The sequence below is a fragment of the Streptomyces sp. NPDC039609 genome, from assembly GCF_055596705.1.
In genome coordinates this window covers 26,972-52,391 of sequence record NZ_JBVIUJ010000021.1, presented here as the reverse complement: position 1 = coordinate 52,391, position 25,420 = coordinate 26,972, and the positions used below count along the sequence as shown (strand labels likewise).

The window sequence follows — 25,420 nt, the reverse complement described above, 5'->3', positions numbered from 1 at the left end:
GAGGGTGGCGCGGGCTGTGCCCCCGCCGTCGCGCATGACCGAGCGAGAGGGGACCGCGCCGCCCGGCCGTGGCCGATGGGGGGCGGGCTGCTGCCGCGCTGTGGCCGGGCCTGGCGTCGCTCTCCAGCGCTGCGGGCATCGTCGCGGACACCCGCCCGGCCGCAGGTGGCGAAGCGGCTCCCGAAATCGCCAAGAAATGTGCTCTGACCTGCCCGGTTCGGCTTGACCTCCACCTCAAAACTTGAGAGTATTGGTTACGTCGAAAGGGGGCGGGAATCCTCCGACCGGCACGGGCCGCGGCCCACACCGAGCACTCTCAATGAAAGGTTCCCGTCGTGGACTTCACGCAGCTGACGCGCATTTCCGTCGAGGGCACGGACGTCACCCTCCGCCCCGTCTTCGACCCGGCGCTGCACTCCTACTCCGTCCAGATCCACCGGGGCGAAGCGATCTTCCCGCTCGGCCTGGGCGGCGCCTTCACGGCCGCCGACGAGGTTCTAGGGGTGATCGACGCGGAGCTCGCCGAGATCGGCGTGCGCGAGCTCACGGGCGAGGAGGCGGTCCTGCTGTACGCCGGTCTCGTGCACGCCAAGGGTGGCGCGGACTGGGAGAACTTCAGTCGGGCCGTCTCCCGGATCGTCCTCGACGACACCGTCTGACCAGCTTTCACTCCCACGTGGACGGGGGCGGGAATCCCCGTCCACGCGGCGAGCCCCATCACCGAAGCACCTCAGCAAGGAGAACGTCATGAGTTCCACCGCTCTGGCCTACCGCCTCGGCGAGCCCGACGCCGAGTGCCGCTACCCGGTCATCATCGGCGAGGACATGGTCATCGGATTCGCCTTCCGCTGGCACCGCAACTGGATGGTCCAGGACTCCACCGGTGAGCACACCCTCGGCCGTCCGGCGAAGGGGGAGAAGGGCGAGGACATGGCCGCCGCCAACCTCGTCAAGCAGTACGCCGCCGGTCTCATCACGGCGACCAGGCTCGTCGAGCGCAGCGCCGAGAAGGAGGCCCGGGCCTACGGTCCCGCCCCGCTCCTGCACCCGCGGATGCCCGAGACGCCGCGCAACCTGGCCGGTGCCCGCAAGGCGTGGGCCGGTCTCTCCGAGCACCTGTGGACGCCGCTCGGCGGGTTCCCGGGCGCGGACAACCCGTGGCTCCTGGCCTGTGAGATGCCGGAGTGCGACTGGTTCGGGCCCCGGTACTGGAGTCACCTGCGCGGCCGCAATGGCCAGCCGCCGTCTGCCCACCGGCACCCGGGGTGCATCGGCGAGGACAAGGTCCGCGCCCTGATCGCCGCCTACCGGAAGTAGGCCCCGCCCCTCTCCGGCAGCACCGCCGGGCCCGGCACACGCCGGGCCCGGCCCCAACCGACACCACCGGGAGCACCCGTGATCGCCGCACGCCTGAACCGCATCGCCGCCGCCGGCACCGCCGAGCACGCCCACAGCCGGATCCGCCTCGGGGACGGCCACTTCATCACCGTCACCGCCCGGCCCGACTCCGAGGTCCTGGACGAGGTCTTCCTCTCGCCCGGCCTCACCGCCCCCGACACCGAGGCGTGGTGGCGCGAGGACAGCAACGAGCTGTTCCTGACCCACCACGAGGGCGGCGGCCGCCTGTACCTGGACGTCCCCGTCGAGGACGTCCGCCAGTTCATCCAGGACCACCTCGGCGAGCACGAGGAGCAGGACCAGGACGACTTCCCGGCCGCCCGCTTCCTGCTCAACGCCCGTGCCCATCACGGGCAGTGGGCCGTCCTCGTCGAGGGCGAGCGGGTCGGCCGGATCTACCTGGAGGACGGGGTCTGGTATGCCCGTGCCTACGGCAGCGACGCGCCCGTCGAGTGCGACGGGGCCGAGGCCGCCGCCGCGCGGCTGGTCGAGGTCGCCGACCTGGCCGCCGGGCGGACCGTCACCGCCGAGCAGGCCCTGCGCACGGAGCTCGCCGCACACGGGGTGACCCCGCGCCTGGACGAGGACACCTTCATCGGCGGGCACCGCAACACCTGGCTGGTCGTCGGGCTCAGCGACGGCGAGTTCCCGCACATGCAGGAGCAGCCGTACGTCCTGGCCTGCCTGCACGACCCCGCCGACGGTGACGAGGTGACCGTCGAGCGGGCGGCGAGGGCCGCTGACGAGTGGTCCATCGTCATCGGCACCGGCAACCCGTCTACGGGGGCGCAGGCCGAGATCCCGGGGCGGTCCTTCCCGGGCGCGGACGCGGCCGCCGTGGCCGCCTACATCGCCCAGTGGCGCCGCAACCCCTACGCCGTCCGCGACGCGGCCCTGGCCGCGCTCAACGCCGCGGCGCCCAGCAACACCTGATGACCCGCCCGGGGCGGCCGCCGTGCCGCCCCGGGTCTGCGCGCCGCCCGGCGCGCTCCACGAACCGGCCCGGCCGGCGGGGCGGGAATCCCGCCGCCCGGGCCACACCGAAGCACCTCAACTCCCCTGGAGGATCCACCATGACCGAGTTCGAGCCCACTGTGCAGGCCCGCGCCGCCGCCGCCCGCGCCATCGCGCTCGCGGAGATCGCCCGCCGACGCACCCTGTTCGCTCCCGCCTGGAACGGCCGGGCGCTCCTCGTGATCGCCGACCTGCTCGACATCGTCGCCGTGTCCTTCTTCGAGGAGGCACCGACCGGCGCAGACGGCATCCCGGCCGACGCGCGGCTCGCCCTCGCCGACGCCGAGGACACCGCCGCCGAGACCCCGGGCACCGGCTTCCCCCGGCAGTTCGGCCAGTACGTCACCCACGCTCTGGCCCCCCGCCCGCTGACGATCCCGGCCGCCGCCGCAGGTACCGGCTGCGACCTCGGCGACGAGGACGCCCGGCTCACCTCCGCACTCGCCACCCTGCACGGCCACTTCACCGCGGCCGCGACCGAGGAAGTCGCCCACGCCCTCCTGGAGGCCGTGTTCGCCCTGCACGACAAGCGCGCTGCCCTCGCCCAGCTCGCCCGAGGCTGACGCCGGCCGCCCCGGCCCGCCCTTCGAGGGTGGGCCGGGAGCGTCCGAACTGCGGGTCACCGCACGCTGCACAGTTGACCCCCACCCTAGAAATTGAGAGTATTGGTTACGCCGGATGGGGCGGGAATCCCGCCGGTGCCCCTGCCCCTTCGCGGGCCACACCGAACCACCTCAACACCTGGAGAACGTGTGACCATCAAGCAGCTGTTCACCGTCGAAGGCACCGAGTACGGCCCCTACGAGGCTCTTCCCGTCTCCGACGACTGGTGGGCCTACGGCCCGATCAGCGTCACTCGGGCCACCGCCGAGCAGATCGTGGAGGACCTGAACGTGCGTGATGCCGGATGCGGCCTCACCGCCGAGTGGACCGGCGAGGACCTCCTCTTCACCTGGGGGGAGCCCTTCGTCGGCATGGAGGACGAGCGCGTCGCCCCCGACGCTGACGGCCGGTACCTGATCGGCGGACTCTGGCCGTGGCTCGAAGTGAAGGTCGAGCAGGCTACCGCCGCGCAGGAGCTCCGCGCCGCCCTCGCCCCGTACGGCCTGACCGTTCACGACATCGAGGACGTTCTGATCGGCGGGTGCGTGCTGAGCTGGCTCACGCTCGGCTCCGGCGACACCACGGACGACCCTGATTGGGACCAGCCCCACCTGAACGTCTACCTCGGCGACCCCGAGGATGGCGACGAGGTTAACGTCCACCGCCCGACCCGTGAGAACGACTGCTGGATCGTCGAGCTGAACGACGGGACCGAGCAGTGGGTGCAGGGCCGCTCCTTCCCGGTCCTGGAGACGGCTGCGGTCGCCGCGCACCTCGCTGAGTGGCACCGCAGCACCCGGCCCGTCGGCGCCGCCGCCTGATCCGACCTGCACCACCTGATCCCGCCGGGGCGGCTGAGCCGCCCCGGCCTCTTTCGCCCACCGGCCCGCCGGCGACGGGGCCGGAAGTCTGCGGGGGATCATCGAGCAGGGATCTCCGCGGGCAGCGAAAAGGCCCGACGGGGCGCAAAAGCGTGGGAATCCCGTCGGGCCGTGCGGTCCGGCCACCGAGGGCCCTCAACGAACCCATAACCGAACCGACACCATCGTATCCACGACCGACACCATCAGGAGAACAGCCCGTGCAGAGCATCGACGGCCGCCAGTGGGCGACCCGCGAGGACCTGATCGAGTCCAGCGGCTACAGCCGGACCACCATCGCCGACCTGTGGCGTGACCGCGAGACCAACGGCCACCCGCAGCCCCGCGTCATCGGCCGCGTCATGCACTGGGACCTGACGGAGTGGACCGAGTGGTTCGAGCGGCAGCGCCAGCAGGCCACCGCCCCGGCGTCGAGGCCGACCCCGGCGTCGAGGGTCGACCGCAGCGGCGACCCGGACGAACTCCTTCCGCCGGCCGCGCAGGCCCGCGTGCTCGGCGTCGACCCCAGCCGGATCACCCAGTACGGCAAGAAGCCGCCCACGGGCTGGCCGGAGCCCGCGCACGTCGAGCAGCTGGCCACCCGCACCCGCGAGTACCGAACCCGACGCCAGTTGTGGGACTTCGCCGACGGCAACCCCAGCTTCGGCACCGCCGGCGGCCGCCCGTCCGGCGCCACCGCCAAGGCCCCCGACCCCCGTGTCCGGCAGGCCGCCCTCGCGCTGAAGGTCGCACCCGAGGCGAAGCCGGGCGAAGTGGCTGCCGCCCTCGCCGAGCGGCACGGCGGATCCGTCCACACGTGGAAGCGCATCGTCACCGAGGCGCGCAAGACGGCTTGAGGCGACCCTGCCGCGCGGCCGGGGGAGGGGCGACAGGCGCACTGATCTGCGCAGGTTGGCCTTGACCCCTACCTGAAAACTTGAGAGTATTGGTTACGTCGGAATGGGGCGGGAATCCCGGACCGGCACAGGGCCATGGCCCACCACACCGAGAACCCTCAACCCGCAGGGAAGCCGATGAACCAGACCCAGGGAACTCCCCTCCCGGACCCTCCCGCGCTGCCGGGGCTGGAGCAGCTCCTCCGGATCGCCCGCGCCGCCGCCGAGCTCGCCGTCGCCGCCGCCGACCATGCCACCGAGGCCGTGTGCAGCAGCCGCTCCGGCAGTACCCCTCGCCTGGAGGAGGTCATGCACGCGGCCCACGCCCAGGCCTGCGAGGCGGAGAAGTACGCGGGGTGGGCGGCCGGATGGGGGGCCGAAGGCACCGCCGAGTACGTCCTGCGCCGCTACGTCATCAGTGCGGCCGACGCCGCCGTCCGCGCGCAGACGGCCGCCGGAGTCGAGGTCACGGCGGCCGCGCTCCGCGGCCAGCTGGACCAGGAGCCGACCGCGCAGGAGCACGCCGAGCGCGAGAGCCAACGGCGCCGCGAGGAGGCCCAGCGCGAGGCGGAAGAGCGGGCCGCGACCGGCATGGACGAGGGCAACCGGGACCAGGCGCGCAGGAACGCCTACTACGCCGAGGAAGCCGTTCCCGAGCTCGGCTGGACGGCCGGGCACGTGCGCGTCCTGGAGGCCGCCGAGACCGGACGCCTGTACTGGCGTGACAAGCAGGCCCGCCAGGCCGCGCAGCACGGCCAGTGGGAAGGCGGCCGGAAGATCAGCAGCGAGCGGACGCGCGCGCTGTACGGCGCCCGCTTCCTCATCGGCGCCCGCCAGGACGACGGCACCCGCGTCCTCACCCTCGGCCCCATGGGCCAGGTCGCCCTGGAGCTCGCGCGGCTCCACCCCGAAGGCCTCTACGCGACGGACAAGGACGCTTACCAGGCCCGCTACGACCGCGTCGCGAAGCGCCACCAGCGCAGCGACGACAAGAAGGCCGCCGCGCACCGACTGCCCCCTCTCGACAGCATCGCGTTCCGCCTCTACCGGCGGCCGGTGACGCTCGCCGAGCAGGAGCTCCAGGCGCAGCGCGAGGCCGCGGAGCAGTGGGAGGACGAGGGCGGCTACTGCCCCGGCGTCCAGACCCCGCGCCCGCCCGCCGCGGAACCCGTCGAGCCCGCACCGGCCGCGCCCTGCACCCCCGTTCCCGCCGCGCCGGCGGCCCCCGCCGGGCAGGAGCTCCTGCGCCGCCTGTTCGCTCCCCGCAAGCGTGCCGAGCCGACCCCGGACCCGCTCCGGACCGCCATCCGCCGCCCCCGGCGAACCCTGACGCCCGACGAGCACGAAGTCGTCCGGGACGTGCCGCTGCTGAACCTTCAGGGCGCGCTCATCATGGGCCTGGTCGACCCGGTGCCCAACGCGTCGCCGATGCCCGAGGCCGACGGGGAGTGGGTGCGCGAGCACGCGTGGCCCCGCCACTTCCGCACCATCGAGGACAAGTACCCCTGGGGCTTCTACCGGTGGGCGATGTGCGAGCGCGGAGTCTGCTGGAACTGCCTCGGGAACCGGTGCGACCTGTGCGTCCACCGGCAGAGGGGCGGCCCTGACGTGGACGACAACACCGACTGGGTGTACGGCCCCACAGGCATGGTCGTCGCCCCGCTCATCGTGCGCGCCGACGAGCGGCCGTGTGTCTGGTGGTGCCGCTGCTCCTGCCCGAAGGACGGGCCCGCGCCGGAGAGGAAGCGGGCCCCTGCGGCGGAGCCGAAGACTGCTTCCGACGAGGCCCCGCCGGCGAGTAAGCCCGGGCGGCGCGCAGCCCAGCAGCTGGACCAGGACGCCCTGTTCTGAGCGTGGCGACGGCGAGGCTTGTGGGTCACTTCCAGGCCTCGCCGTCCACCGTGGTCGTCTGCTGCGGGCGCGCTGTGGGGGCGCCTACCGTCACATGGCACGCGTGGCCGCCTGGGACGGCGACTGCGGGCGCGCTGGGCGTCCAAAAGACGGCCAGCGGCGAAGGGAGGGGTGCCGGGTGACCAGCCGGAGGCCGTGCGTCGGCGCCGAGTGGGGCGCGGACCGTACCCCCGCCGTCGCCGCGGACTGCGCGTGAGGCGACCGCGCCCTGGCGCCGTGGCTGATGGGGGGCGGCAGCTGCCGCGATGTGGTTGAGACCGTCTGTCGGCAGCGGTCTGGCGAGGCCTCAAACACCTCTTGACCAGCGCCTTTAGGCTTGACCAGCAACCCAAAACTTGAGAGTATTGGTTACGTCGGAACGAGGGGCGGGAATCCCGAGCCCGGCGCACGGCCCCAGGGCCGCACCGAAGAACCTCAACACCAAGGGGCAGGGCATGACGGACACCCGGGAACACGCCGAGAGCGCCGGTGCAGCGACGGACGAGGAGGGCCGTCCGTACGCGAACGGCTTCCGGCCGGCGACGCTCGAATGGGACGGCTGGACGTGCGCCGACTGCACCATCTGCGGCGCCGGTTCGGCCTGCGCGGACTGCCAGGACTGCACCGCCTTCGCGGCGCCCTACCCGCCGCACTGGGCGAAGGACTGGCAGGAGGGCGAGCCCGAGCGAGGCGTCGAAATCTTCGGCGGACCCGGCGGCATGTCCACCGGCCGCGGACTGGTCGACGACAGCGGCGACTGGGTCCTCATCGAGTGGAACCGGGACGCCGCCGCGACGGCCCGCGCGGCCGGTCACTGGGTGGTCGAGGCCGACGTCCGGACGCTCGACCCCCGCCACCCCGCACTGCGCTGCACCCGCCGCTTCCACGGCAGCCCGCCGTGCCAGACCCTCAGCGACGCGGGCAAGCGCGCCGGATGGAACCGCGACGAAATCTCCGAGCTCCAGTCGATCATGTGGCAGGCCAGCGAGGCCTTCGGCTTCCTTGAGGTCGACGACCTGTGCTCCCTCTACGGCGGCCCGCACCACTACTTCGGCGACGTCATCGACGGCATGGAAGACCACCCCGACGCCCACCGCTGGGGCGAGGAATGCGGCGGCGGTCACCTGCCCCCCTGCATGACCCCGGCAGCGTTCCGCGAGTGGGCCGCCTCGGTCGTCTCCGACGAGCGGACCGCCCTCATGGCCGAGATGCTCATCTGGCCAATGTGCCTGGTGCAGACCGGCGCCCCCCTGGTGTCCATCACGATGGAGCAGTCCGCCAACCTCCTCAAGCAGGTGCCCGCCCTCGCCGAGGCGATCCAGTCCGAGATCGTCAGCGTCGAGGGCTTCGGCTGGGCATGGTGCTCGTGGCAGATCGCCGACGCCGCCGACTACGGCGCGGCCACCCGCCGCGAGCGCGCGTGGATGGTCGCCACCCGGTACGAGAAGCCCCGCTACGCCGAGCACGTGAACGGCGACGCGTCGGCCCGCGAGATGTGGGCCCACGTCCTCAAGAAGACGGGCAAGCTGCCTGACTGGACGCCCGAACTCGACTGCCGCATCGAGCCCTACCAGGGCCGCCCGGCCCTCCCGAAGGTGACCGTCGCGACCGCACTGGACCTCCCCGAGGACTGGTGGGCCGACACCCGCGGCAAGCGCCGGACGAACCCCACCACCGGCAAGGCGCTCGGCGGCGGATCGTTCCGCGTCAACACGGTCGGGCAGTGCGTCACCGCCCCGTGGTACGGGATCAAGTTCCGCCCGGCGAGCGTCCCCCAGGGCGAGGGAACGGCCACGATCTCCCTGCCGGACCTCGGCGTGCTGGTGGGCTTCCCCCGCGACTACCCGTGGACCTACATCCCGGCCCGCGCGGGCGCGAAGGGTACGCGGAACATCGCCCAGATGATCGCCGACGCCGTCTCCCCGTTCATGGGCGCTGCCGTCTCCGCCGCAGTCCAGGGCCGGGACTGGTACGAGCCGGTCACCGCCTACCAGGCGACGACCTACCGGCTCGGCGCGCACACCCGCAAGCCCGCCGTGCCGGTCTCCGTGTCGCGGCCCCGGCCCGGCGAGCAGATGTCTCTGTTCGCCGAGACCGACGACAAGCAGCTCCTGCGAAAGCTGTTCGCCCCGCGGACCCAGGCAGCACCCGCCAGCGCGGACCGCGTCGCCTGACTGGACGGCCACCAACGCAGAAGGGCCCCGCCTCACCGGCAGGGCCCTTCCGTGTGTTCGCCTCTCTCAGCTGGAGTGGGCGTCAGCTCCGACCGAAGCGGCAGCCCCGGTGCTGTCCTGCGCGGGCACCACCGCCGGCGAGGAGGCCTCGGCCGCCGCCGGGGCCGCCGACACTCCCGCCCCAGCAGGCTTCTTTGGGTTCGCGCGGCGGGTACGCGTACGGCCCTTCGGACGCTTCACCGGCTCCTCGGCGCCGAGTGCAGTCAGCTCATCCGTGGTCCAGCCTCCCGCCTCCGCTGCCGCGTACGCCTGACCGTACGGCTCGTCGAGGGCGGCCAACTTGCTCAGTAGTTCTTCGCGGTCCGCCAGGACTTCGGCCAGCGGCATGATGGCCGCAGTGCGAGCCGCCTGGATCTCTTCCGCACGCCGTAGAACTTCGTGTGTGTTCGCCATGATCGGGGATGCTACTTCTCGCCCGTCCGTGTGTGCTGGCATTCAGCTGCCAATCCGCGCAGGCAGCACGCGCTTTGACCTCGTGTCACGCCGGGCCCGCACCCTTCCGGGGGCGGTAGAAACCGAAAGCGAGTTATTGGTTACTGGGCCCAGTAACCGGATCCCCTGGCCGAAGGTCCACTAGGGTGGCGGCCGGTGATCATGGGTCCGAGGACGGACCGGTGGAGGCTGGAGGGGGAGCTGTGGCGGACCCACGAGCGGGTGACAACGAGCACCGGAGCCCCGTGCGCCGGCGAGGCCGCGAGACCGGTGGAACTCGCGGCACACGCATCAAGGTGTCCTACAACGACGGCGAACTGGCGATCGTGCGCATGGCCGCCAACCGCGACAATCAGGCCGTTGCCGCATGGGTCGGCACGGCCGCCCTGAACGTCGCCACGGAGAAGGTGGTGCCGGTCTCGGCCGACTCCAGAGACGTCGTCGCCGAGCTCATCCAGGCACGGCAGCAGGCGGCCCGCATCGGTAACAACGTGAACCAGGTGGCACGCGTCCTGAACGCCGGCGGCACGGTGACCGGAGCACAGCTCGATGCCCTGACGGCCGCAGCGGAGCGAGCGATCCGGCGCCTGGATGAAGCCACCCGGCAGGTGATGCGGGAACGGCGGCCGCGCGCATGATGCCGAAGAAGGCCCGGGACGGGGACGACACGGCCGGACTGCTGAAGTACCTCTACGGCCCGGGCAAACGAGATGAGCACGTCGACCCTCGCATGGTCGCGGCATGGGATCCGTTCGTGGACGATCCTGCTCGCTCGCCCGCCATGACGATCTCGGATCTGGCGCTGATGCTGGACGCCCCGGTCTACACGCTGCGCGGGGCGAAGCCGCTCAAGCACGTGTACCACGTGGCGGTGCGCAATCCACCCGAGGACCGACTCTTGTCGGACGAGGAATGGGCACGCGTCGCGGCCGAGATGATGCACGCCGCTGGCATCGCCGAGAACGGAGACCCTCAGGCCTGCCGATGGGTTGCAGTGCGCCACGCCGACGATCACATTCACATCGTCGCGACCCGGGCCCGCGAGGACGGACGACAGCCGGACATCAGCTGGGACGTCGTGAAGATGCAGGCCCGGGCGCGCGGGTTCGAGGTCGAGTTCGGACTGCGCCAACTGACGCACGGAGACGGGACGGCGAGGAAGTGGGCGAAGACTGGAGAGAAGGAGAAGGCGGAGCGTCGAGGCCTGAGTGAGCCGGTACGGGAGACGCTGCAACGAGCAGTGCGCGAGGCCGCGGCCGCCGCTAGCAGCGACGCTGACTTCTTCGCCCGGCTCAGCACGTCCGGTGTCCGCGTGAAGCAGCGGATCGCTCCCGACGGGAACGTGACGGGCTACTCGGTGGCGATGCCGGGCGACCGCGATGGCGAGCAGACACCGGTCTGGTTCCCCGGCACCCGCCTTGCCCCAGACCTGTCCCTTCCTCGAGTGCGCGAGCGATGGAGTTCACCGGTCGCTACCCCCAGCGTTGCGCCGGCGGAGATGTGGCGGGTGGCCGAGGAGAAGGTACGCGCGGCAGCCGCCCAACTCGGCGCCGAGGGGCTCCACCAGGGAGCCGGGGACGTGGCCGCCCTCGGCGACCTGATCGTGGTCGTGGCCGTCGTCTCACCTCGGCTCGTGCGCAGCCAGATCAAGGATGCGGCGTACGAGTTCGAGCGGGCATCCCGAGCTCCCGGGGACCGGGCACTGGAGGGGCAGGCGCGCAAGCTCTACCGCGAGTCCAACCAGCTGCTTGCGCGGTCCGCGGCGGCCGTCGGCCGCAATGATGCAGCGGCTGCACTCGGCTTTCTGTTGGCCCTGGTGCAAGCGGTTGACGCGTCTGGGCGCTGGCACGACGCGCAGGAGCATCGTGCCCAGGCCGAGGCCTCCGGGCGGGCCGGTCGGCTGTTGCGCGAGGCGGTCGAGGTTACCGCTGGCGCGGCAGCGGCCCGGGAGTACAGGCCTCGCCCGAAGCGCACCGCCGCGCGATCCGCGACCGGGCAGAGGAAGGCGGCCGTCCCCGGCGAGCGCCCAATGGCCGGAGTGGTCCAGGAGGCCGTTCCCGAGCACGCCCGGGTGGTACTCGCCGACCCTGCATGGCCGTTGCTCCGGGCATGTCTGGTCGAGGTTGAGCGGGCGGGCGAAGACCCGGCTGATGTCCTCGCAACGGTGGCCCGACGTCGGGAGTTGTCATCAGCGGAGTCGGTTGCCGAAGTGCTTACATGGCGGCTGGACGGATGGCGGAAGCAGCGCGGCTCGGCTGTGGATGCCAGAGGCAAGAGCCCGTCGTCGACGGGTGCGGGCGGTACGGGGAGAAGCGTCACACCGGCTCGTAAGGCGGCACCGGCGCCCAGGCGTCGGCCGCCCGGCGACGAGCAGGGAAAGGGCCCGAAGCGGGCCCGCTAACGAGGGGAGAGCAGCATGGCGACACCAACGCCGGCAGAGGGGGAGCCGTTCGCCGAGGCGGCGGGCGAGGCGGTGCAGACCGCGGTCATGTCGGTGCGTCTGGTCATGGCCATCGCGGATGCTGTCAGGCGGCATCAGCTGAAGCAGCGGAACGGGGCCGAGGCGGGGCTGCCGCCCGTCGGGCAGGCGGTCGCCGAGGCGTCCACGGCGTTGAAGGATCTGATGCCGCCGGACATTTCCGCGGCGCTGATGGCGGGTGCGGACTGGCCGTTGGTGGCGCAGCAGCTGATGGCGCTTAAGCAGGCGGGCGTGGACCTGGAGGGGCTGCTGCCGCGCGTCGTTGAGATCGCGGTGTCGGTGCGGGACGCGGTCGCGGAGAACGCGGAGCGGGTGGCCCGGGAGGGCACGGGGGAGTGGGAGAAGCTGCTGCGCGAGACGCTGCCGGCGGGTCCGGTTCGGGAGGCGATTTTGGCCTCGCCGACGTGGCCGGACATTGCGGCGACGATGGCGCGGCTGGACGAGCGCGGTGTCGACGTCCGGAAGATCCTGGTGGCCGGTCACGACGAGGGTCTCGGTGTCGACCAGGCCGTGGCCAAGGTGCTTGCGGCGGGCTCGGTGCCGACGACGAGCCGGGATGCGATGGGCTCGTACGGTCCGCTGACGATCGGGCTGGATGCACCCACCAATCTCGACCTGTCCGACCGGGAGCGGGCACTGCGGGAGCAGTTGGCGATCGGCCCGCAGGAGAACGAGAAGTTCGTACGCCTGGTGAGGGAGGCGATGCCTGGGCGCGAGCGTGAGGCCGAGCTCTTGGTGACGGCGAGGCACTGGCCGTTGGTGGCGGCTCACATGGCCAAGCTGGAGACCGAGGGAAAGGTGAAGGCGCACCTTGCCCGGCTGCTGAAGGACACGTCGTGGGAGGAGGGGCCGGGACACGAGCTCGGCTCGCGGCTGGCGGAGGCGGCGGTCGAGGCTCTGCGCAAGCCTCTGGGGGCTGCCAGGGCGAAGGTGAACACGACGGCGGCCCGGTCGAAGTCGGCGACTGTGGACCCTACTAAGTTGCAGGCGACGAGGATGGTGTCGCCTGAGGTGGCGGTGGCGGCCGCACACCGGGAAGCGGGTCCCGCAGCGAAGCGCAAGACCCGGTAGTCAGGGCCAATACGCACGCGTGCCGCAGTCCCGGTCGGGGCTGCGGCTCGCGGTTTTTGAGTGTCAGGGGCGGGTGGCGCCGAAGTAGTCCGCCATGGGCATGGCTGCATTGAGCGGCTGGACTTCCACGACGCGGCCGGTGCGTGGTGCGTGCAGCACTTTGCCGTCGCCCGCGTAGATGGCGATGTGGTAGATGACGCTCGATCCGCCCTTCGACCAGAAGAGAAGGTCGCCCGGCTGGAGGTTGTCGCGGGAGACCGGGTGGTGGGCGGTGGCGCCGTACTGGGCGGCGGCGACGCGTGGCAGCTTTATGGCGGGCCAGTACGAGTACTGCACGAGTGAGGAGCAGTCGAAGCCGACGGTGGAGCTCGCGCTGCACTTGCCGTTGAGGTAGCCGTTGCGGCCGTCGCAGAAGCCGGTGGAGGGGCCGGCGGGGCCGCCGCCGCCCCAGGAGTAGGGGGTGCCGAGGCGGGTGGAGGCTTTGCGGAGTGCGTCTGGCCCTGTGCCGGAGCCGGATACCTCGAGTTGGCCCGGGCCTTGGAAGCGGGGGATGGAGGCGAGGATCAGCTGTACGTAGTTGTAGGTCTCGCCGTCGGCGAACCAGGGCGGCGGCACCCCGCGGTATCGCTGGACGTTGCCCCAGCCGGCGTTGTATCCGGCGAGCGCGAGCGCCCGCACGTCGCCGCTGTATCCCGAGTTCTTGGCCTGTACGAGCAGGGAGCACATCAGGGCGCCTTGGGCCATGACGGCGTCGCCGATGTCCCAGGGGGAGGTCTGGCCGTTGCCGTCGTAGTCGCGGCCCCAGGTGGCCCAGGTGCCGGGCATGAACTGGGCGGGTCCTTGGGCGCCGGCGGGGCTCGTGGCCTTGTCGCGGCTGGTCTCGAATTTGGACTCCTGGTAGAGCTGGGCGGCCAGCAGGGCTGGCGTCATGGCGGGCTGATCGCAGGCCTCGTCGGCTCTGAGGATCCAGGGCCGGAATTCGCTGGGGACTGCCTTGAGTCCGCCGCCGCCGTCGGTCGCTTCGTCTGCCTCTGCGTCGCCCTCGATGAGCACCACGGCGATCAGGCTTAATACCGTCACCAAGGCGATCCCGAGCATCGCGACGGCAGCTCCCAATGCCTTCACGTGTGTGGCCCCCCGTACTTGCTTCTCTTTGCTGTCGCGTCTGTGCCGGTCCGGTGATCTGACGAACTAGATCACGGGGCGATTCGCGCTCGCGTCCCTATTGCGTTGCTGTCGAGCCGTGCAGCGGGCCGGGCGCACGCTGGTCGCACGGCTTGTGGCCTGGGCCCGCCCGTTCGGCCAATGGATCGCTTTCAGCCGAGACCTGACGTTACTGACTGCGAAAACATGGCTCTGATGTGTCAGTGATCCACGCTAGCCTCTGTGTTCCCACGAGCCCAAGATCGTGGCTGAAACAAAGTCGTACAGGGGGAGTTGCGGCGTGATGACCCATTCAGTGGCGTTAACCGCGCCCGGTGGTGCTGGAGTTGGGCTCCGATACGCGCTGATTCCCGTCCACGGTTTCGGCATTGCAGTGGCGACGGCCGCGCGAATGCTCGACGGCGATGGCGGCGGTACGCGGGCGCGTGTGCTGGCGCCGGGCGAGGCCATCCCCTACGGGGCGCAGCCGGTTCTGGTGGCCGAGACGACGGTGTATGGCGCGGCGTGTGTGGAGGAGCTGCTGCTGCGCTGGGGTCCGTTGCCGAGGCCGTGGCTGGTGCTGGTCGCGGATGCTCCGGCCCGGCCGGTGGCGGACGCGCGGTATGTGGTGCGGGCCCTGGAGGGGCGGCTTGCGGGGGTGGCGAGGGTTCCGTACCTGCCGGTTCTGCGGGCCGTGAAGGGGCCTGATGAGGCCTTGGAGCACAAGGACGTCCGGGCCGCGGCGGAGAAGCTGCGGCGCACGATGGAAGGGAACTGACCATGACGACTGAGCTGGTCACGCTGGCGGCGGACATCATTCCGGGCGCCAAGCCGACGAAGATTCCGGGCCTGGACCCGCTCGTCGGCGAGATCTTCGGCTACGGCCTGTGGCTGCTGATCCTCGCGGGAGTCGGGGGAGCGGGCTTCGGTGTCTACAAGCTGGCGGTCGCGGACAAGAGCCGCAATGGCGGGGGCAGTGAGCCGTTCAAGTGGATGGGCGGCGGCATCGCGGCCATCCTCCTGGCCGGGTCCCTGATCACCATCCTCAACGGCATCGCGGGATAGGGCGGCTGACATGTCACGCGCGAGGGGTACCTGGAACACCAAGCCCATGTGGGCGGCGGGCGTCGTGGCTGGGGCCGTGGTGATCCTGACGGGCTACGCCATGCTCACCGGGGACGGCGACGACGGTTCGGAGGCGCCGGCGAAGGGCGGGCCGAGTGTGAGCGCGTCCGGCTCTGCCAGCCCGGCTCCGTCGTATGCGGTGCCGGACGACTGGACCGAGCCGAAGCAGTGGGCGGCGCTTCCGCGGGGGGAGCGCACCGACAGCCGGGGCAGCACGGTCGGCTTCCCGCACACCGCCGAGGGTGCGGTGGCGATGCTCGCGGCCGCCAACACGACGGCCATCGAGGGGCAGCAGACGAATGTGGATGAGCAGCTGCGGCTCTACTACTCGTACGTCGCTGCGGCCGACCAGACGCCGGAGAAGGCCGAGCGGCTTGAGCTGAAGGCGATCGAGACCGACAAGAAGATCGCCAAGAGCATGTCCGTGACCCCGGGGAACGCGCTGCCGTCGGGGGCTTACGTCCGCAGCCATGTGGTCGGCTTCAAGATCATCAAGAAGTCGGCCGACGAGGTCACCGTGTGGCTGCTGACCCGCGGCACCCAGAAGAACGGGGAGATGGAGAAGGAGTCCGGCTCCTACGCGCGCAGCGTGATGGGCGCACAGTGGCAGGACGGCGACTGGAAGCTTACCGGGGACGCAGCACTGCACGCTGCGCAGCAGGCGAGCGGCGAGACGAAGCCGGCGATGGTCGCGCCGGGCGACGCCGCGTTCAACTCTGCCGGATGGACGGCCATCCGGGAGGCCTCGTGAAGGACCGGCTGACCGCGCTGCTGCTCGCCCTGGTCGTCGTGTTGGGCCTGTCGGCGTCCATGGCGCAGCCGGCAGCCGCAGACGGCCCTATCGGGGGCGGCGTCGAGGTTCTCTGCGACGCCAGCGGTAGTCCGTTGACAGGCATCCTGCTCCCCATCGGCTACGACTTGTGCGACCAAGTCGGGGACGTTGTCCAGCAGCAGGTCGATGAGGAGTGGAAGGCGGTCTGGGACAGCGCTCTCGGCGACATCATCAGGTCCTCCGAGGACGTCGGCAAGTGGATGGTCCAGAAGGTCCTCACCGTGGCCCTGCAAGGGCCCAGTCTTGACCTGAAGGCCACCGGACTGTTCGGCGAGAACGCCACGCTCGCGGGGATGCTGACCTGGCTCGGCCTGGTGGTCGCTGCCGGCGGAATGATGTGGCAGCTCGGCAAGATGGCGATCACAGGACAGATCAAGCACGCCGGGCGGGCGATGCAGGGCTGGGTGGAGAACGTCATCCTCTCCGCCATCGGCGTGGCCCTGTTCGCGCTCCTGCTGAAGATCGGCGACGCCATGACCACGGGACTGGTCGACACCGTCTTCAAGGACGACCAGGCCTACGAACGCGTCGTCAAGGTCATGATCCCCGCCCTGATCGCGAACCCGATCATGGTGCTCGGAGTCGTCACGGTCCTGATAGTGATCGGCTTCATCCAGCTCATCACCGTCTTCCTGCGGCAGAGCGCCATCCCCATCATCTGCCTGCTGCTTCCCGTGGCCGGCGCGGGCCGGGTCGGCGGAGACGCCACCCGCCAGTGGGCGCCCAAGCTCATCACGAGCGGGCTCGTCATCGTGACCTACAAGCCCATCCTCGCCATCATCATCTGCACCGGCTTCGCAGAGTTCGGAAAGTCCGCGACGCTTGCGGAGTGGCTGCGCGGCTGCGCCACCCTGGTCCTCGGCGTCCTCGCGCCCGCCCCGCTCGCCAAGATCTTCGCCCCGTTCGGTGCGGCGGTCGGCGGCGGTATGGCCTCCGGTGGTGCCAGCGGTGCGCTCGGCGCGGCAGCGTCCTTCATGGGCGCCAAGATGGGCGGCGGCGACGAAGGCGGTGGCGGTGGCGGCGATGCTCCGGCCAGCCCCGTTTCGCACGCCCAGACGGTCCAGAAGAGCATGGGCAGCCAGGGCGGTGGCGGAGGGGAAGACGGCGGGGCGGGCAGTGATGCCCAGGCCCAGGCCGCCCGGAACGAAGGCGCCAAGATTCCTGCACAGGCCGGAGCGGAAGCCGAAGCCGTAGGCGCCGGTCTGGGCCAGGCCGCCGGCGCGGGCACTGGCATGGCGAAGGTTGCCGGTGGTCCCGTGGGCGCGGCCGCGGCAGGCATTCAGATCTTGGACGGCACCGTCAAAGGCGCGGCCGGACAGATCGGAGGAGGTGGCGAGCAGTGAGCAGCACACATGAGGTACCCAAGATGCTGATGGTCGAAGGGTTCCGCGCCCGCCGGTCCTTCGGGATCGGGTCACTGTCCAAGGGCGCGACGATGATGGCGGCCGCGGTCCTGGTCGCTGACGGTCTGATCGCCACTCAGGCGCCCGCCACCCTGCTGGTCACCCTGCCGGTGACCCTCGCCGTGCTCGGGCTCGCCGCAGCCCGCCGCCACGGCATGTCCGCGCTCGCGTACTACTGGGCGAAGCTGTCCTGGCGGCGGGCTGCGAGGATCGACGGCACCTCCTACCGGCGGCTGCTGCTGCCCCACCCCTACGCGCTCGACCTGCCGGGCGTCGGGGCCTCCTCCACCCTGATCAAGGCCCACGACCCGACCACGGGCAGGTCCGTCGGCCTCGTCCACGACCGGGCGACCGGATACATGAGCATCAGCACGCTGCTCGCCCCCGGCGGCAGCCTGATGGCCCCGACCGGCGCCGTGCAGAGCTCCTTGCGCAGCTGGACGTCGGTGCTGGACGCGATGAGCACGGACGACCAGGTCAAGGGCGCGTCGGTGACCATTCAGATCACCCCGGGAGCGGGGGAGGCCCTCGGTGACGACGTGAAGGCCCGTCAGGACCCGGGCGCCCCGCAGCTCGCCAAGCAGATCATCGACGAGCTGGTCCGCACCACTCCGCACGCCACCGCCAGTGTCGCGCCGTGGATGTCCGTCACGGTCGACCCCAATGCGTCGGCGAATCCACCGACCGACCTTGCCGAGCAGGTCGCGGAAGCTCTGAAGGTCGTCGACAGCCTGGACCTGTCCGGCACGGGTACCGACATCGAGCGCCGTGCCACCGACATCGACCTGCGCCGCCTGGTGCGCAGCGCGTATGACCCGGATGTTTTCAACGCCCGGGACAGTGAGTTCGCCGATCTGAGCTGGGCGGAGTGCGGGCCGCAGGCCGCCGACGACGGCTGGGAGGAGTACGCGCACGATGGCGGCGTGTCCATCTCGTGGGTTCTGCGGGAGATGCCGCGCCGCCCGATCGCGTACAGCGTGCTGCTGCCGCTGCTGGCCCCGGGCCGTTTCCAGCGGCGTATCACCCTGGCCTACCGGGTGCTCGACCCGTATGAGGGCGAGGCGGTGATGGAGCGGGAGATCAGCCACGCCCGGAACCGGGAGCAGGCGACTGCCGAGGTCAAGGGCCGTGCGAAGTGGTCGCAGCGGGCGGACGCCCAGCGGGCGGAGCAGGCGGCGGCCCAGGTGGCCGGCGGCTCGCAGGTCGTCGACTGGACCCTCATGGTGACCGTCACCGCCCGCAGCACCGCCGATCTGCCCGCCGCGCGCCAGGAGCTGGAGCGCGCAGTGAAGGCGACGAGGGGGATCCGTATGCGTCCCGCGTACGGCGCGCAGGCCGCCGTGTTCGCGGCCGGGCTCCCGCTCGGCTACAACCCTCTCGTGAAGGACTGAATCGATGGCGCGAAAGCCGAAGCCGCCGCCGGTGACCACGCCCAAGCGCGTGATCCAGGCCGTCGAGCAGGCTCCGACCCGCGAGGAGCGCAAGGCCGCAGCGAGGCTGAAGGCCCGGTACGCGCCCCGGCTCGGGTGGGGTGGCCGGTTCGGCGGCCGCGCCCCGGTCGAGGACGCGGGCACCGTCTACACCGGCCCCACCAACCAGGCGGGCGGCATCTACCCGTTCCTCCTCGGCTCCGGCCTGCCGCCGCGCGGCGTGCCGGTCGGGCGGGACGTGCTGACCGGCGAGCTGGTGTGCATCGACCCGTCCGGCTGGACCGGCAAGCTCACCACCAACCCGGGTGTGTGGGTGATGTCCCAGCCCGGCGCGGGCAAGAGCGCGCTGGTCAAGCGGGTGTGCCTGGTGTACTCGGCGTACGGGCATATGGTGTGCGTCCCCGGCGACGTCAAGGGCGAGTACAGCACGCTGATCAGCGAACTCGGCGGATCCGTGGTCCGGATCGGCGACGGCATCGGCCGCATCAACCCGCTGGACTCCGGACCGCTCAAGGGCCGCGTCCAATCGATGCCCGCCGACCGGCGCCAAGCCCTGCTCGACGTCCTCAACGGCCGAAGGCTCGAGACGCTGGTCGCCCTGCTGTCCACCAAGCACGGACTCGGGCGGACCCCGGACGAGATCGAGCGCAGCGCGCTGGACACCGCCGTTCAGGTCGCCGCTGCCGGCCAGGCCGAGGGCAGCGACCCCATCGTTGCGGACGTCGTGAAAGTACTGCGGTCAGCGCCGGAGGAGCTACGGGTCAAGCTGGCCGCCGACGGCGAGCGGTACCAGGACCTGACCCGCTCGGTCGTCGCCGGACTCGACAACCTCATCGGCGGCCCCTTGCGCGGACTCTTCGACGGGCCGACCACCACCCCGCTCGACATCAACGCCCCGGCCGTCAGCGTCGACATCAGCGCGCTGCGGGCACGCGGAAACGACGTCCTCAGCGCGGGCATGATCGCCACCTGGGCGTACACCTACAGCTCGATCGACTCCGCCCGCTCCATCGGACTGATGGACCGCAAGCTGGTGCTGCCCATGGACGAGATGTGGCGCGCACTCAGGTCCGGCCCCGGCCTGGTCGACGCGATGGACGCGATCAGCCGCCTCAACAGAACCACCGACGACGTCACGATCTATGTCACCCACTCGCTGCTCGACGTCGAGGCGCTGCCGACCGAGCAGGACAGGGCCAAGGCCCGCGGCCTGATGGACCGCTGCGACACCTGGGTGATCGGCGCGTCGTCCGAGGAGGAACTGCGGCGCGTCACCGGCAAGCGGATGCTGACCGAGCAGGAGCGCATGATGATCGGCTCGTGGTCCTCGGCGACCTCCACCGGCCTCGACATCGACCCCACCAGCTACGGCGACAAGGACGACAACATCCGCCCGGTGGAAGAAGAAGGCGCCCGCCACCCCGGCCGCGGAAAGTACCTCATCAAGCTCGGCACGAGGCCGGGGATCGCGGCCTCGCTGGAGCTGACCGCGACCGAACAGCGGCTGTACCGCACGGACACCAACCGGCGCCGGGCGACGACCACAGGGGGTGGCGGCCGATGATGACGGAGAATGACAAGGCGTGGGCCTTCGGCGGCATCCTGTTCGGGGGAGCGGTGACTCTGTCCGCCTCCACCTGGGCCGGAGCGGCCGCCGGCGCCGCCCTGACCGGCGAGCAGGCCGCCCCCGCCTCCCCGCTGACCATCTACCGCATGGCCACCGACTGGTCGTCGGTGTGGCCGCAGTCCTCGACCGCCTCAGCGATCGGCGCGGGGCTCGTCGACGTCGCCGTCGTGGCCCTCGTGGTCTGGGGGCTCAGGCTCGCCTTCCGCTGGTTCCGTAACCCCTCCAGCCTCGCCACGCTGTACCAGGTGCGCGAGCTCACCCCGAAGCCGGCGGCACGCACCGCGATCCGGCTGCGGGCCTCGCTGAAGGACGCCAAGCCCAAGGAGCTCCCGGCCCGCGACCGGGGCGTGCTCCTGGGCGACCACCTGCCGTCCGGAGTGGAGCTGCGCGGCTCGGACGAGGACACCTACGTTGCCATCATGGCGCCCCGCGCGGGCAAGTCGACCTCGCTGGCCATCCCGGTGGCCGAAGAGGCCCCAGGCAGCCTGCTGATGACGTCGAACAAGGCGGACGTCTACGCCGCGACGCTGAACTCCCGCTCACGGGTGGGTCAGGCCTGGATTTTCGACACTCAGGGCGTGGCCCAGGCCGAACGGCGCATGTGGTGGGACATGGTCGCGCAGGCCGAGACGCTGGAGGGCGCCGAACGCCTCGCCTCCCACTTCGTCACCCAGATCACCAGCGACCAGGCCGACCCCTTCTGGAGCCAGGCCGCAGGCGACCTTCTCGTCGGTCTCTTCCGGGCCGCCTGGTGGGACGGCGGCACCGTCCGCGACGTCATGAAGTGGCTGTCCGATCCCAAGGAGAAGGCCCCGCTCAGGACGCTCTACGAGCACGAGCCCGTACTCGCCGAGCAGGTCGAATCCTCCGTGAACATTGCCGAGGAGACCCAGTCGGGCATCTACCAGAACGCCCGAACCGCCGTCTCCGCGCTGCGCGACGAGAAGGTCCTCGCGTGGGTCACGCCCGACAAGAACCTGCCCCGCTTCGACCCCGAGCACTTCGCCACGAGCAAGGACACCCTCTACCTCCTGTCGAAGAAGGGCGGCCCGGCCGCCGCGGTCGTCGCCGCCCTGGCCGACGCGGTGTTCACCGCCGGCGCGGAGGCGGGGGAGCGGCACGGCGGCCGCCTGCCCGAGCCGATGCGCGCCGTCCTGGACGAGGCCGCCAACATCTGCAGGATCGCCGACCTGCCCGACCTCTACAGCCACCTCGGCTCCCGCGGCATCACGCCGTTCGTGATCCTCCAGTCCTACCGCCAGGGCGTGAACGCGTGGGGCGAGGTCGGCATGGACGCCATGTGGTCGGCCGCCACCAAGAAGATCATCGGTGTCGGCATCGACGACTGGAACTTCGCCCAGGGCGTCAGCACCCTCATCGGCGCGCACTCCGTCGAGCGCGGCTCGTACTCCAAGAGCAAAGAGGGCTACAGCCACAGCGTCTCCGAGCAGCGCGAGCAGGTCCTCGACCCTGGTCAGATCCGCTCCATGCGCAAGGGCACCGCGCTGCTGATGTCCACCGGCATGCCCGTCGCCCAGATCGCCCTGCGCCCCTGGTACGCGGAGAAGGCCATGGCCCACATCGGGCCGCAGATGCAGGCCGAGGAGCAGGCCATCACCAAGCGAGCCGTCGCAGCACACGAGGAAAGGCAGGCCACCCGCCGTGAGCGATGAAGGCCTGCCCGACTTCGAAGTCCCCGTCGGCCTGTTCCAGGACCTCGAAGACCTCAAGGCCCACGTCGCAGCCCTGACCTCCCAGGTCAAGGCTCTGACCGAGGCCGCCGACGCCGACCCGGCCGAGGCCTCCACCGACGACGGTGCGGCCGGCGACGAGGACAGCGATGAGGGCGGCGAGGAAGAGGCGTGGAAGTTCCCGCCGTTCATCCTGCTGCTCGACTCACCCCAGTACGACGAAGAGCTGCGCGCTCTGATCGAGTGGGTCGAGGGCGTGCTCGTCCCCGGCTACCTGGCCGAGCCGTCCGCCGACGCCCGCTGGTGTCACCTGTGGTTCGAGCACCCCGTCGCCATCGCCCGCCTGCACGCGCTGTGGCTCGCCTGGCAGGAACTCACCGACCCGGCCACCTGCGGCTACACAGGACCCTCGGTGTGGCACCGCGACCACCTCGACCCCTGTATGCGCGAGCTCCGTCCATCCTCGGGCCCGTTCGCGGGCTGCACCAAAGGCGAGCACCAGGTCGCCCACCGCCTGCCGGGCCTTGTACCGAGCGCGTGGCGGCAAACCGACGGCTGACCGCACGGACTTGTCGCGTCTCCATCCGCGTCCTGTTCCTAACGGCACCAATCCCACACCTGTGGAGTCGAAAACAGAATGACCACGTCCCCGACCCCTGTACCTGCTGCCCCTTCGTGGCCGCATTGCGGGCACGGTGCGATGTCCGTTGATCCCGTCGGCTGCCGCGGTATCCAGGCACCCGGCTACGCAGAGTGCCTCGCGCATCTTGTCGACACGGACCGTGACACGTATCTGAGCAGTCTTGCTGCCGGAAGCAGCATCGACCACCGCGGCACCCCGTTCACACCAGCGCTCCTGTCATCTCTCCTCCAAGCGCTACAGGATTCGACGGGCAAGCCCGTACTTGGCACAGCGAAGTTTTCCGACGCCCAGTTCTTTGATGTCGCGCGTTTCGATGGGGTCCGGTTCTCAGGGCGGGCCGAGTTCGATCACGCGCAGTTTTCCGGGCGGGCACGGTTTGAAGGGGCGGAGTTCGGTGCGGATGCCCGGTTCAAGCATGCACGCTTCTTCGGGCGGGCACGTTTTGAGGGGGCAGAGTTCGGCCTGGATGCCCAGTTTCAGAACGCGCAGTTCTCCGAAATTGGCTCGTTCAGTCAGGCGCGGTTCGTCAGGTACGCCGATTTCACCGATGCGGAGTTCTCTCAGGACGCCATATTCTTCGAGGCCCAGTTCATCCGGCTGGCTGTTTTCTCCAGGGCTCGGTTCTCCGGGGTGACAGTTTTCACCGCAGTCAAGTTCGATGACTATGCGATGCTCGACGGAACGCGGTTCCATGCCTCCGCACGGTTTGACAAGGCCCAGTTCGCGGGCCACGGCGGGTTCGCTCACGCACGGTTCTCGGGGAACGCAAACTTCGACGATGCCCAGTTTTCCCGGGATGCCTTGTTTATGGGCTCCCACTTCTCCGGGTCAACGAGCTTCCTCCGCGTGCAGTTCTCCGGCACCACCTGGTTCGACCAGGCGCAGTTCTTTGGTGAGCTCACTCTAAGAGGATCGAAATTTTCTGGCAGAGGCACTTTCGAGCACGCGGGGTTCGCCAAGGACGCATGGTTCGTCGAGGCACAATTTCAAGACGAAGCTGATTTCGACTGGACGCGTTTCGAAGGTCGGGCAGAGTTCACCGAAGCCAGCTTCTTCGGGCCTGCTCGGTTCAGCGGAGCGAGGTTCAACGCGGAAGCCCACTTCGTCAGGGCTCTGTTCGGAGCGGCTGGGCGATGGGGACCGGTGGTATGTACGCGGGTGCTAAACCTGTCCGGTGCTGCATTTGAAATGCCGGTGACGATGGAGATTTCAGCAAAAAAGCTGATCTGCAGGCGGACGCGATGGGACTCCACAGCCAACATACGTCTGCGCTATGCCACCGTAGACCTCGCCGATGCAGTGCTGTCGGCACCCATGGCCGTCACGGCCCATCCCGTCGCGTTCGCAGCCACGAGCGCACGCCGCAACGAGGAACTGCTGGCCGGCCGACCCTCTGCGGTGCGGGTGACGTCGATCCAAGGCGTGGATGCCGCACACCTCGTTCTGACGGACCTAGACCTCACTGACTGCCAATTCTCCGGGGCCTTTCACATCGATCAGCTTCGGCTGGAGGGCCGTACTACCTTCGCGTCTACCCCGACGGGCTGGCACCGCCGAGGCATTCGTCCGGTGCACTGGACCCGACGGCGCGCGTTGGCCGAAGAACATCATTGGCGTGCCCAAAGCGCCGGTCAGCCCCCAACGCCAGCCGGACAGACCCCATCAGATCGAAGGTGGCGACCTGGACCGCACCACCCGGACCCCGAGCTCACTCCGGATCCAGAGGATGTTGCCGCGCTGTACCGGCAGCTGCGCAAGGCGTTCGAGGACGGCAAGAACGAGCCGGGGGCGGCGGACTTCTACTACGGCGAGTGCGAGATGCGCCGCCACGACCGGACCGGCACCACGCGGAGTGAGCGGGGCCTTCTGTGGGCGTACTGGCTGCTGTCCGGCTACGGCCTTCGCGCATCCCGTGCGTTCGGCTGGCTCGTGGCCGCGATGCTGGCGACGATCGTCCTGCTTATGGGCTTCGGCCTCCCGCAGAGCTCGCCCAAGCAGCAGGCGACCGGCACCGTTCCGGCCGGCGAGGGCAAGGTGACACTGACGATCGACAAGGACGACCCGAAGAACCCGAGCGGCGACAGATTCACCGGCAAACGATTCGACAAGGCCCTGAGCGTCACGCTCAACTCGGTGGTGTTTCGCTCCAGCGGCCAAGACCTGACCACGGCCGGTACCTACATTGAAATGACCTCTCGCCTCCTGGAGCCCGCCCTCCTCGCGCTCGCCGTCCTCGCCATCCGCGGACGCATCAAACGCTGACGAACCTGACCCCAACACGCCGTCGAGTGAGCCTTCCGCTGGGTCGCGGGCGGCTCTCCTGTCCGTGGGATTCAGTTGAGCGGGATGGCCTGGTGTGCGGCGACGATCGCGTCGATGCGTGTGGCGAGGTCGAAGTCGGCCTGGGTCAGCTGGTGGCCGGCGTCGTGTGTCGTGATCGAGAAGCGGATGTGGTCCATGCGAAGGTCGATGTCCGCATGGTGGCCGACCCTCCGCTCCCGGTCGGCGACGTGCACGATGACGGCCACGCCTGCGTGGTACCGCAGGTCGTAGGTGCGGCTGATCGTGTCGTCCTGGCGTGACCACCCTGGAACCTTGGCCAGCTCGGTGGCGATCTCCGCCTCACTCAGCGGCTGTGGCGCACCCATC

General features: G+C 70.4%; 23 protein-coding genes. 20 read left to right on the top strand and 3 right to left on the bottom strand.

Annotation, left to right across the window (positions count from 1 at the left end):
* Positions 1 to 335 precede the first annotated feature (335 nt).
* From ACZ561_RS38280 to ACZ561_RS38245, 8 genes are all read left to right on the top strand, one after another.
* Positions 336 to 659, top strand: coding sequence for a hypothetical protein (locus ACZ561_RS38280; RefSeq protein ID WP_471004475.1), 324 nt, complete (start codon positions 336 to 338; stop codon positions 657 to 659).
* Positions 660 to 747: 88 nt separating this feature from the next.
* Positions 748 to 1,317 carry a hypothetical protein gene (locus ACZ561_RS38275; RefSeq protein ID WP_471004473.1) on the top strand — a complete coding sequence of 190 codons (570 nt, stop codon included), beginning with the start codon at positions 748 to 750 and terminating at the stop codon, positions 1,315 to 1,317.
* A 78-nt stretch (positions 1,318 to 1,395) separates the two neighbouring features.
* Entirely contained in the window at positions 1,396 to 2,331 is a 936-nt protein-coding gene (locus ACZ561_RS38270; protein ID WP_471004471.1) for a hypothetical protein, read from the top strand.
* Positions 2,332 to 2,471: 140 nt separating this feature from the next.
* Positions 2,472 to 2,975, top strand: coding sequence for a hypothetical protein (locus tag ACZ561_RS38265; protein WP_471004469.1), 504 nt, complete (start codon positions 2,472 to 2,474; stop codon positions 2,973 to 2,975).
* Positions 2,976 to 3,164: 189 nt separating this feature from the next.
* The gene (locus tag ACZ561_RS38260) at positions 3,165 to 3,836 is read left to right on the top strand and encodes a hypothetical protein (RefSeq protein ID WP_471004467.1); all 672 of its coding nucleotides are present in this window, start codon (positions 3,165 to 3,167) and stop codon (positions 3,834 to 3,836) included.
* A 260-nt stretch (positions 3,837 to 4,096) separates the two neighbouring features.
* Positions 4,097 to 4,732, top strand: a complete 636-nt coding sequence (locus ACZ561_RS38255) for a hypothetical protein (protein ID WP_471004465.1) — start codon at positions 4,097 to 4,099, stop codon at positions 4,730 to 4,732.
* 177 nt (positions 4,733 to 4,909) lie between these two features.
* Entirely contained in the window at positions 4,910 to 6,622 is a 1,713-nt protein-coding gene (locus ACZ561_RS38250) for a DUF6248 family natural product biosynthesis protein (RefSeq protein WP_471004463.1), read from the top strand.
* Positions 6,623 to 7,116: 494 nt separating this feature from the next.
* Entirely contained in the window at positions 7,117 to 8,835 is a 1,719-nt protein-coding gene (locus tag ACZ561_RS38245) for a hypothetical protein (protein WP_471004461.1), read from the top strand.
* Positions 8,836 to 8,901: 66 nt separating this feature from the next.
* Here ACZ561_RS38245 and ACZ561_RS38240 read toward each other — a convergent pair whose 3' ends face one another.
* On the bottom strand, positions 8,902 to 9,288 hold the full coding sequence (locus tag ACZ561_RS38240) for a hypothetical protein (RefSeq protein WP_471004459.1): 387 nt from the start codon (positions 9,286 to 9,288) through the stop codon (positions 8,902 to 8,904).
* Positions 9,289 to 9,623: 335 nt separating this feature from the next.
* Here ACZ561_RS38240 and mobC point away from each other — a divergent pair, with 335 nt between their 5' ends.
* The 3 genes from mobC to ACZ561_RS38225 are packed head-to-tail and all read left to right on the top strand — an operon-like array spanning position 9,624 to position 12,877.
* The gene (mobC, locus tag ACZ561_RS38235) at positions 9,624 to 9,965 is read left to right on the top strand and encodes a plasmid mobilization relaxosome protein MobC (RefSeq protein WP_471004457.1); all 342 of its coding nucleotides are present in this window, start codon (positions 9,624 to 9,626) and stop codon (positions 9,963 to 9,965) included.
* Positions 9,962 to 11,728, top strand: a complete 1,767-nt coding sequence (locus ACZ561_RS38230) for a relaxase/mobilization nuclease domain-containing protein (protein ID WP_471004455.1) — start codon at positions 9,962 to 9,964, stop codon at positions 11,726 to 11,728. Before mobC ends, ACZ561_RS38230 begins: the two co-directional genes overlap by 4 nt.
* A gap of 15 nt (positions 11,729 to 11,743) precedes the next feature.
* Positions 11,744 to 12,877, top strand: a complete 1,134-nt coding sequence (locus ACZ561_RS38225) for a hypothetical protein (protein WP_471004453.1) — start codon at positions 11,744 to 11,746, stop codon at positions 12,875 to 12,877.
* Between the two features lie 63 nt (positions 12,878 to 12,940).
* On the opposite strand, the gene ACZ561_RS38220 is transcribed toward ACZ561_RS38225, so the two are convergent.
* The gene (locus ACZ561_RS38220) at positions 12,941 to 14,002 is read right to left on the bottom strand and encodes a C40 family peptidase (RefSeq protein WP_471004451.1); all 1,062 of its coding nucleotides are present in this window, start codon (positions 14,000 to 14,002) and stop codon (positions 12,941 to 12,943) included.
* Between the two features lie 322 nt (positions 14,003 to 14,324).
* Here ACZ561_RS38220 and ACZ561_RS38215 point away from each other — a divergent pair, with 322 nt between their 5' ends.
* From ACZ561_RS38215 to ACZ561_RS38175, 9 genes are all read left to right on the top strand, one after another.
* Positions 14,325 to 14,798, top strand: a complete 474-nt coding sequence (locus tag ACZ561_RS38215; protein ID WP_471004449.1) for a hypothetical protein — start codon at positions 14,325 to 14,327, stop codon at positions 14,796 to 14,798.
* 2 nt (positions 14,799 to 14,800) lie between these two features.
* Complete coding sequence (locus ACZ561_RS38210; RefSeq protein ID WP_471004447.1) at positions 14,801 to 15,085, top strand: hypothetical protein; 285 nt, start codon at positions 14,801 to 14,803, stop codon at positions 15,083 to 15,085.
* 10 nt (positions 15,086 to 15,095) lie between these two features.
* Positions 15,096 to 15,896 carry a DUF8175 domain-containg protein gene (locus ACZ561_RS38205; protein WP_471004445.1) on the top strand — a complete coding sequence of 267 codons (801 nt, stop codon included), beginning with the start codon at positions 15,096 to 15,098 and terminating at the stop codon, positions 15,894 to 15,896.
* Complete coding sequence (locus ACZ561_RS38200) at positions 15,869 to 17,320, top strand: hypothetical protein (protein WP_471004443.1); 1,452 nt, start codon at positions 15,869 to 15,871, stop codon at positions 17,318 to 17,320. Before ACZ561_RS38205 ends, ACZ561_RS38200 begins: the two co-directional genes overlap by 28 nt.
* Complete coding sequence (locus ACZ561_RS38195) at positions 17,317 to 18,771, top strand: SCO6880 family protein (RefSeq protein WP_471004441.1); 1,455 nt, start codon at positions 17,317 to 17,319, stop codon at positions 18,769 to 18,771. Before ACZ561_RS38200 ends, ACZ561_RS38195 begins: the two co-directional genes overlap by 4 nt.
* A 4-nt stretch (positions 18,772 to 18,775) precedes the next feature.
* The gene (locus ACZ561_RS38190; RefSeq protein ID WP_471004439.1) at positions 18,776 to 20,374 is read left to right on the top strand and encodes an ATP-binding protein; all 1,599 of its coding nucleotides are present in this window, start codon (positions 18,776 to 18,778) and stop codon (positions 20,372 to 20,374) included.
* The gene (locus ACZ561_RS38185; protein ID WP_471004437.1) at positions 20,371 to 22,110 is read left to right on the top strand and encodes a type IV secretory system conjugative DNA transfer family protein; all 1,740 of its coding nucleotides are present in this window, start codon (positions 20,371 to 20,373) and stop codon (positions 22,108 to 22,110) included. The genes ACZ561_RS38190 and ACZ561_RS38185 overlap by 4 nt, the downstream gene beginning before the upstream one ends.
* On the top strand, positions 22,100 to 22,687 hold the full coding sequence (locus ACZ561_RS38180) for a DUF4913 domain-containing protein (protein WP_471004435.1): 588 nt from the start codon (positions 22,100 to 22,102) through the stop codon (positions 22,685 to 22,687). Before ACZ561_RS38185 ends, ACZ561_RS38180 begins: the two co-directional genes overlap by 11 nt.
* Positions 22,688 to 22,828: 141 nt before the next feature.
* Positions 22,829 to 25,033, top strand: coding sequence for a pentapeptide repeat-containing protein (locus tag ACZ561_RS38175; protein WP_471004433.1), 2,205 nt, complete (start codon positions 22,829 to 22,831; stop codon positions 25,031 to 25,033).
* Positions 25,034 to 25,104: 71 nt separating this feature from the next.
* On the opposite strand, the gene ACZ561_RS38170 is transcribed toward ACZ561_RS38175, so the two are convergent.
* Complete coding sequence (locus ACZ561_RS38170; RefSeq protein ID WP_471004431.1) at positions 25,105 to 25,419, bottom strand: 4a-hydroxytetrahydrobiopterin dehydratase; 315 nt, start codon at positions 25,417 to 25,419, stop codon at positions 25,105 to 25,107.
* Between the last annotated feature and the right edge of the window lies 1 nt (position 25,420).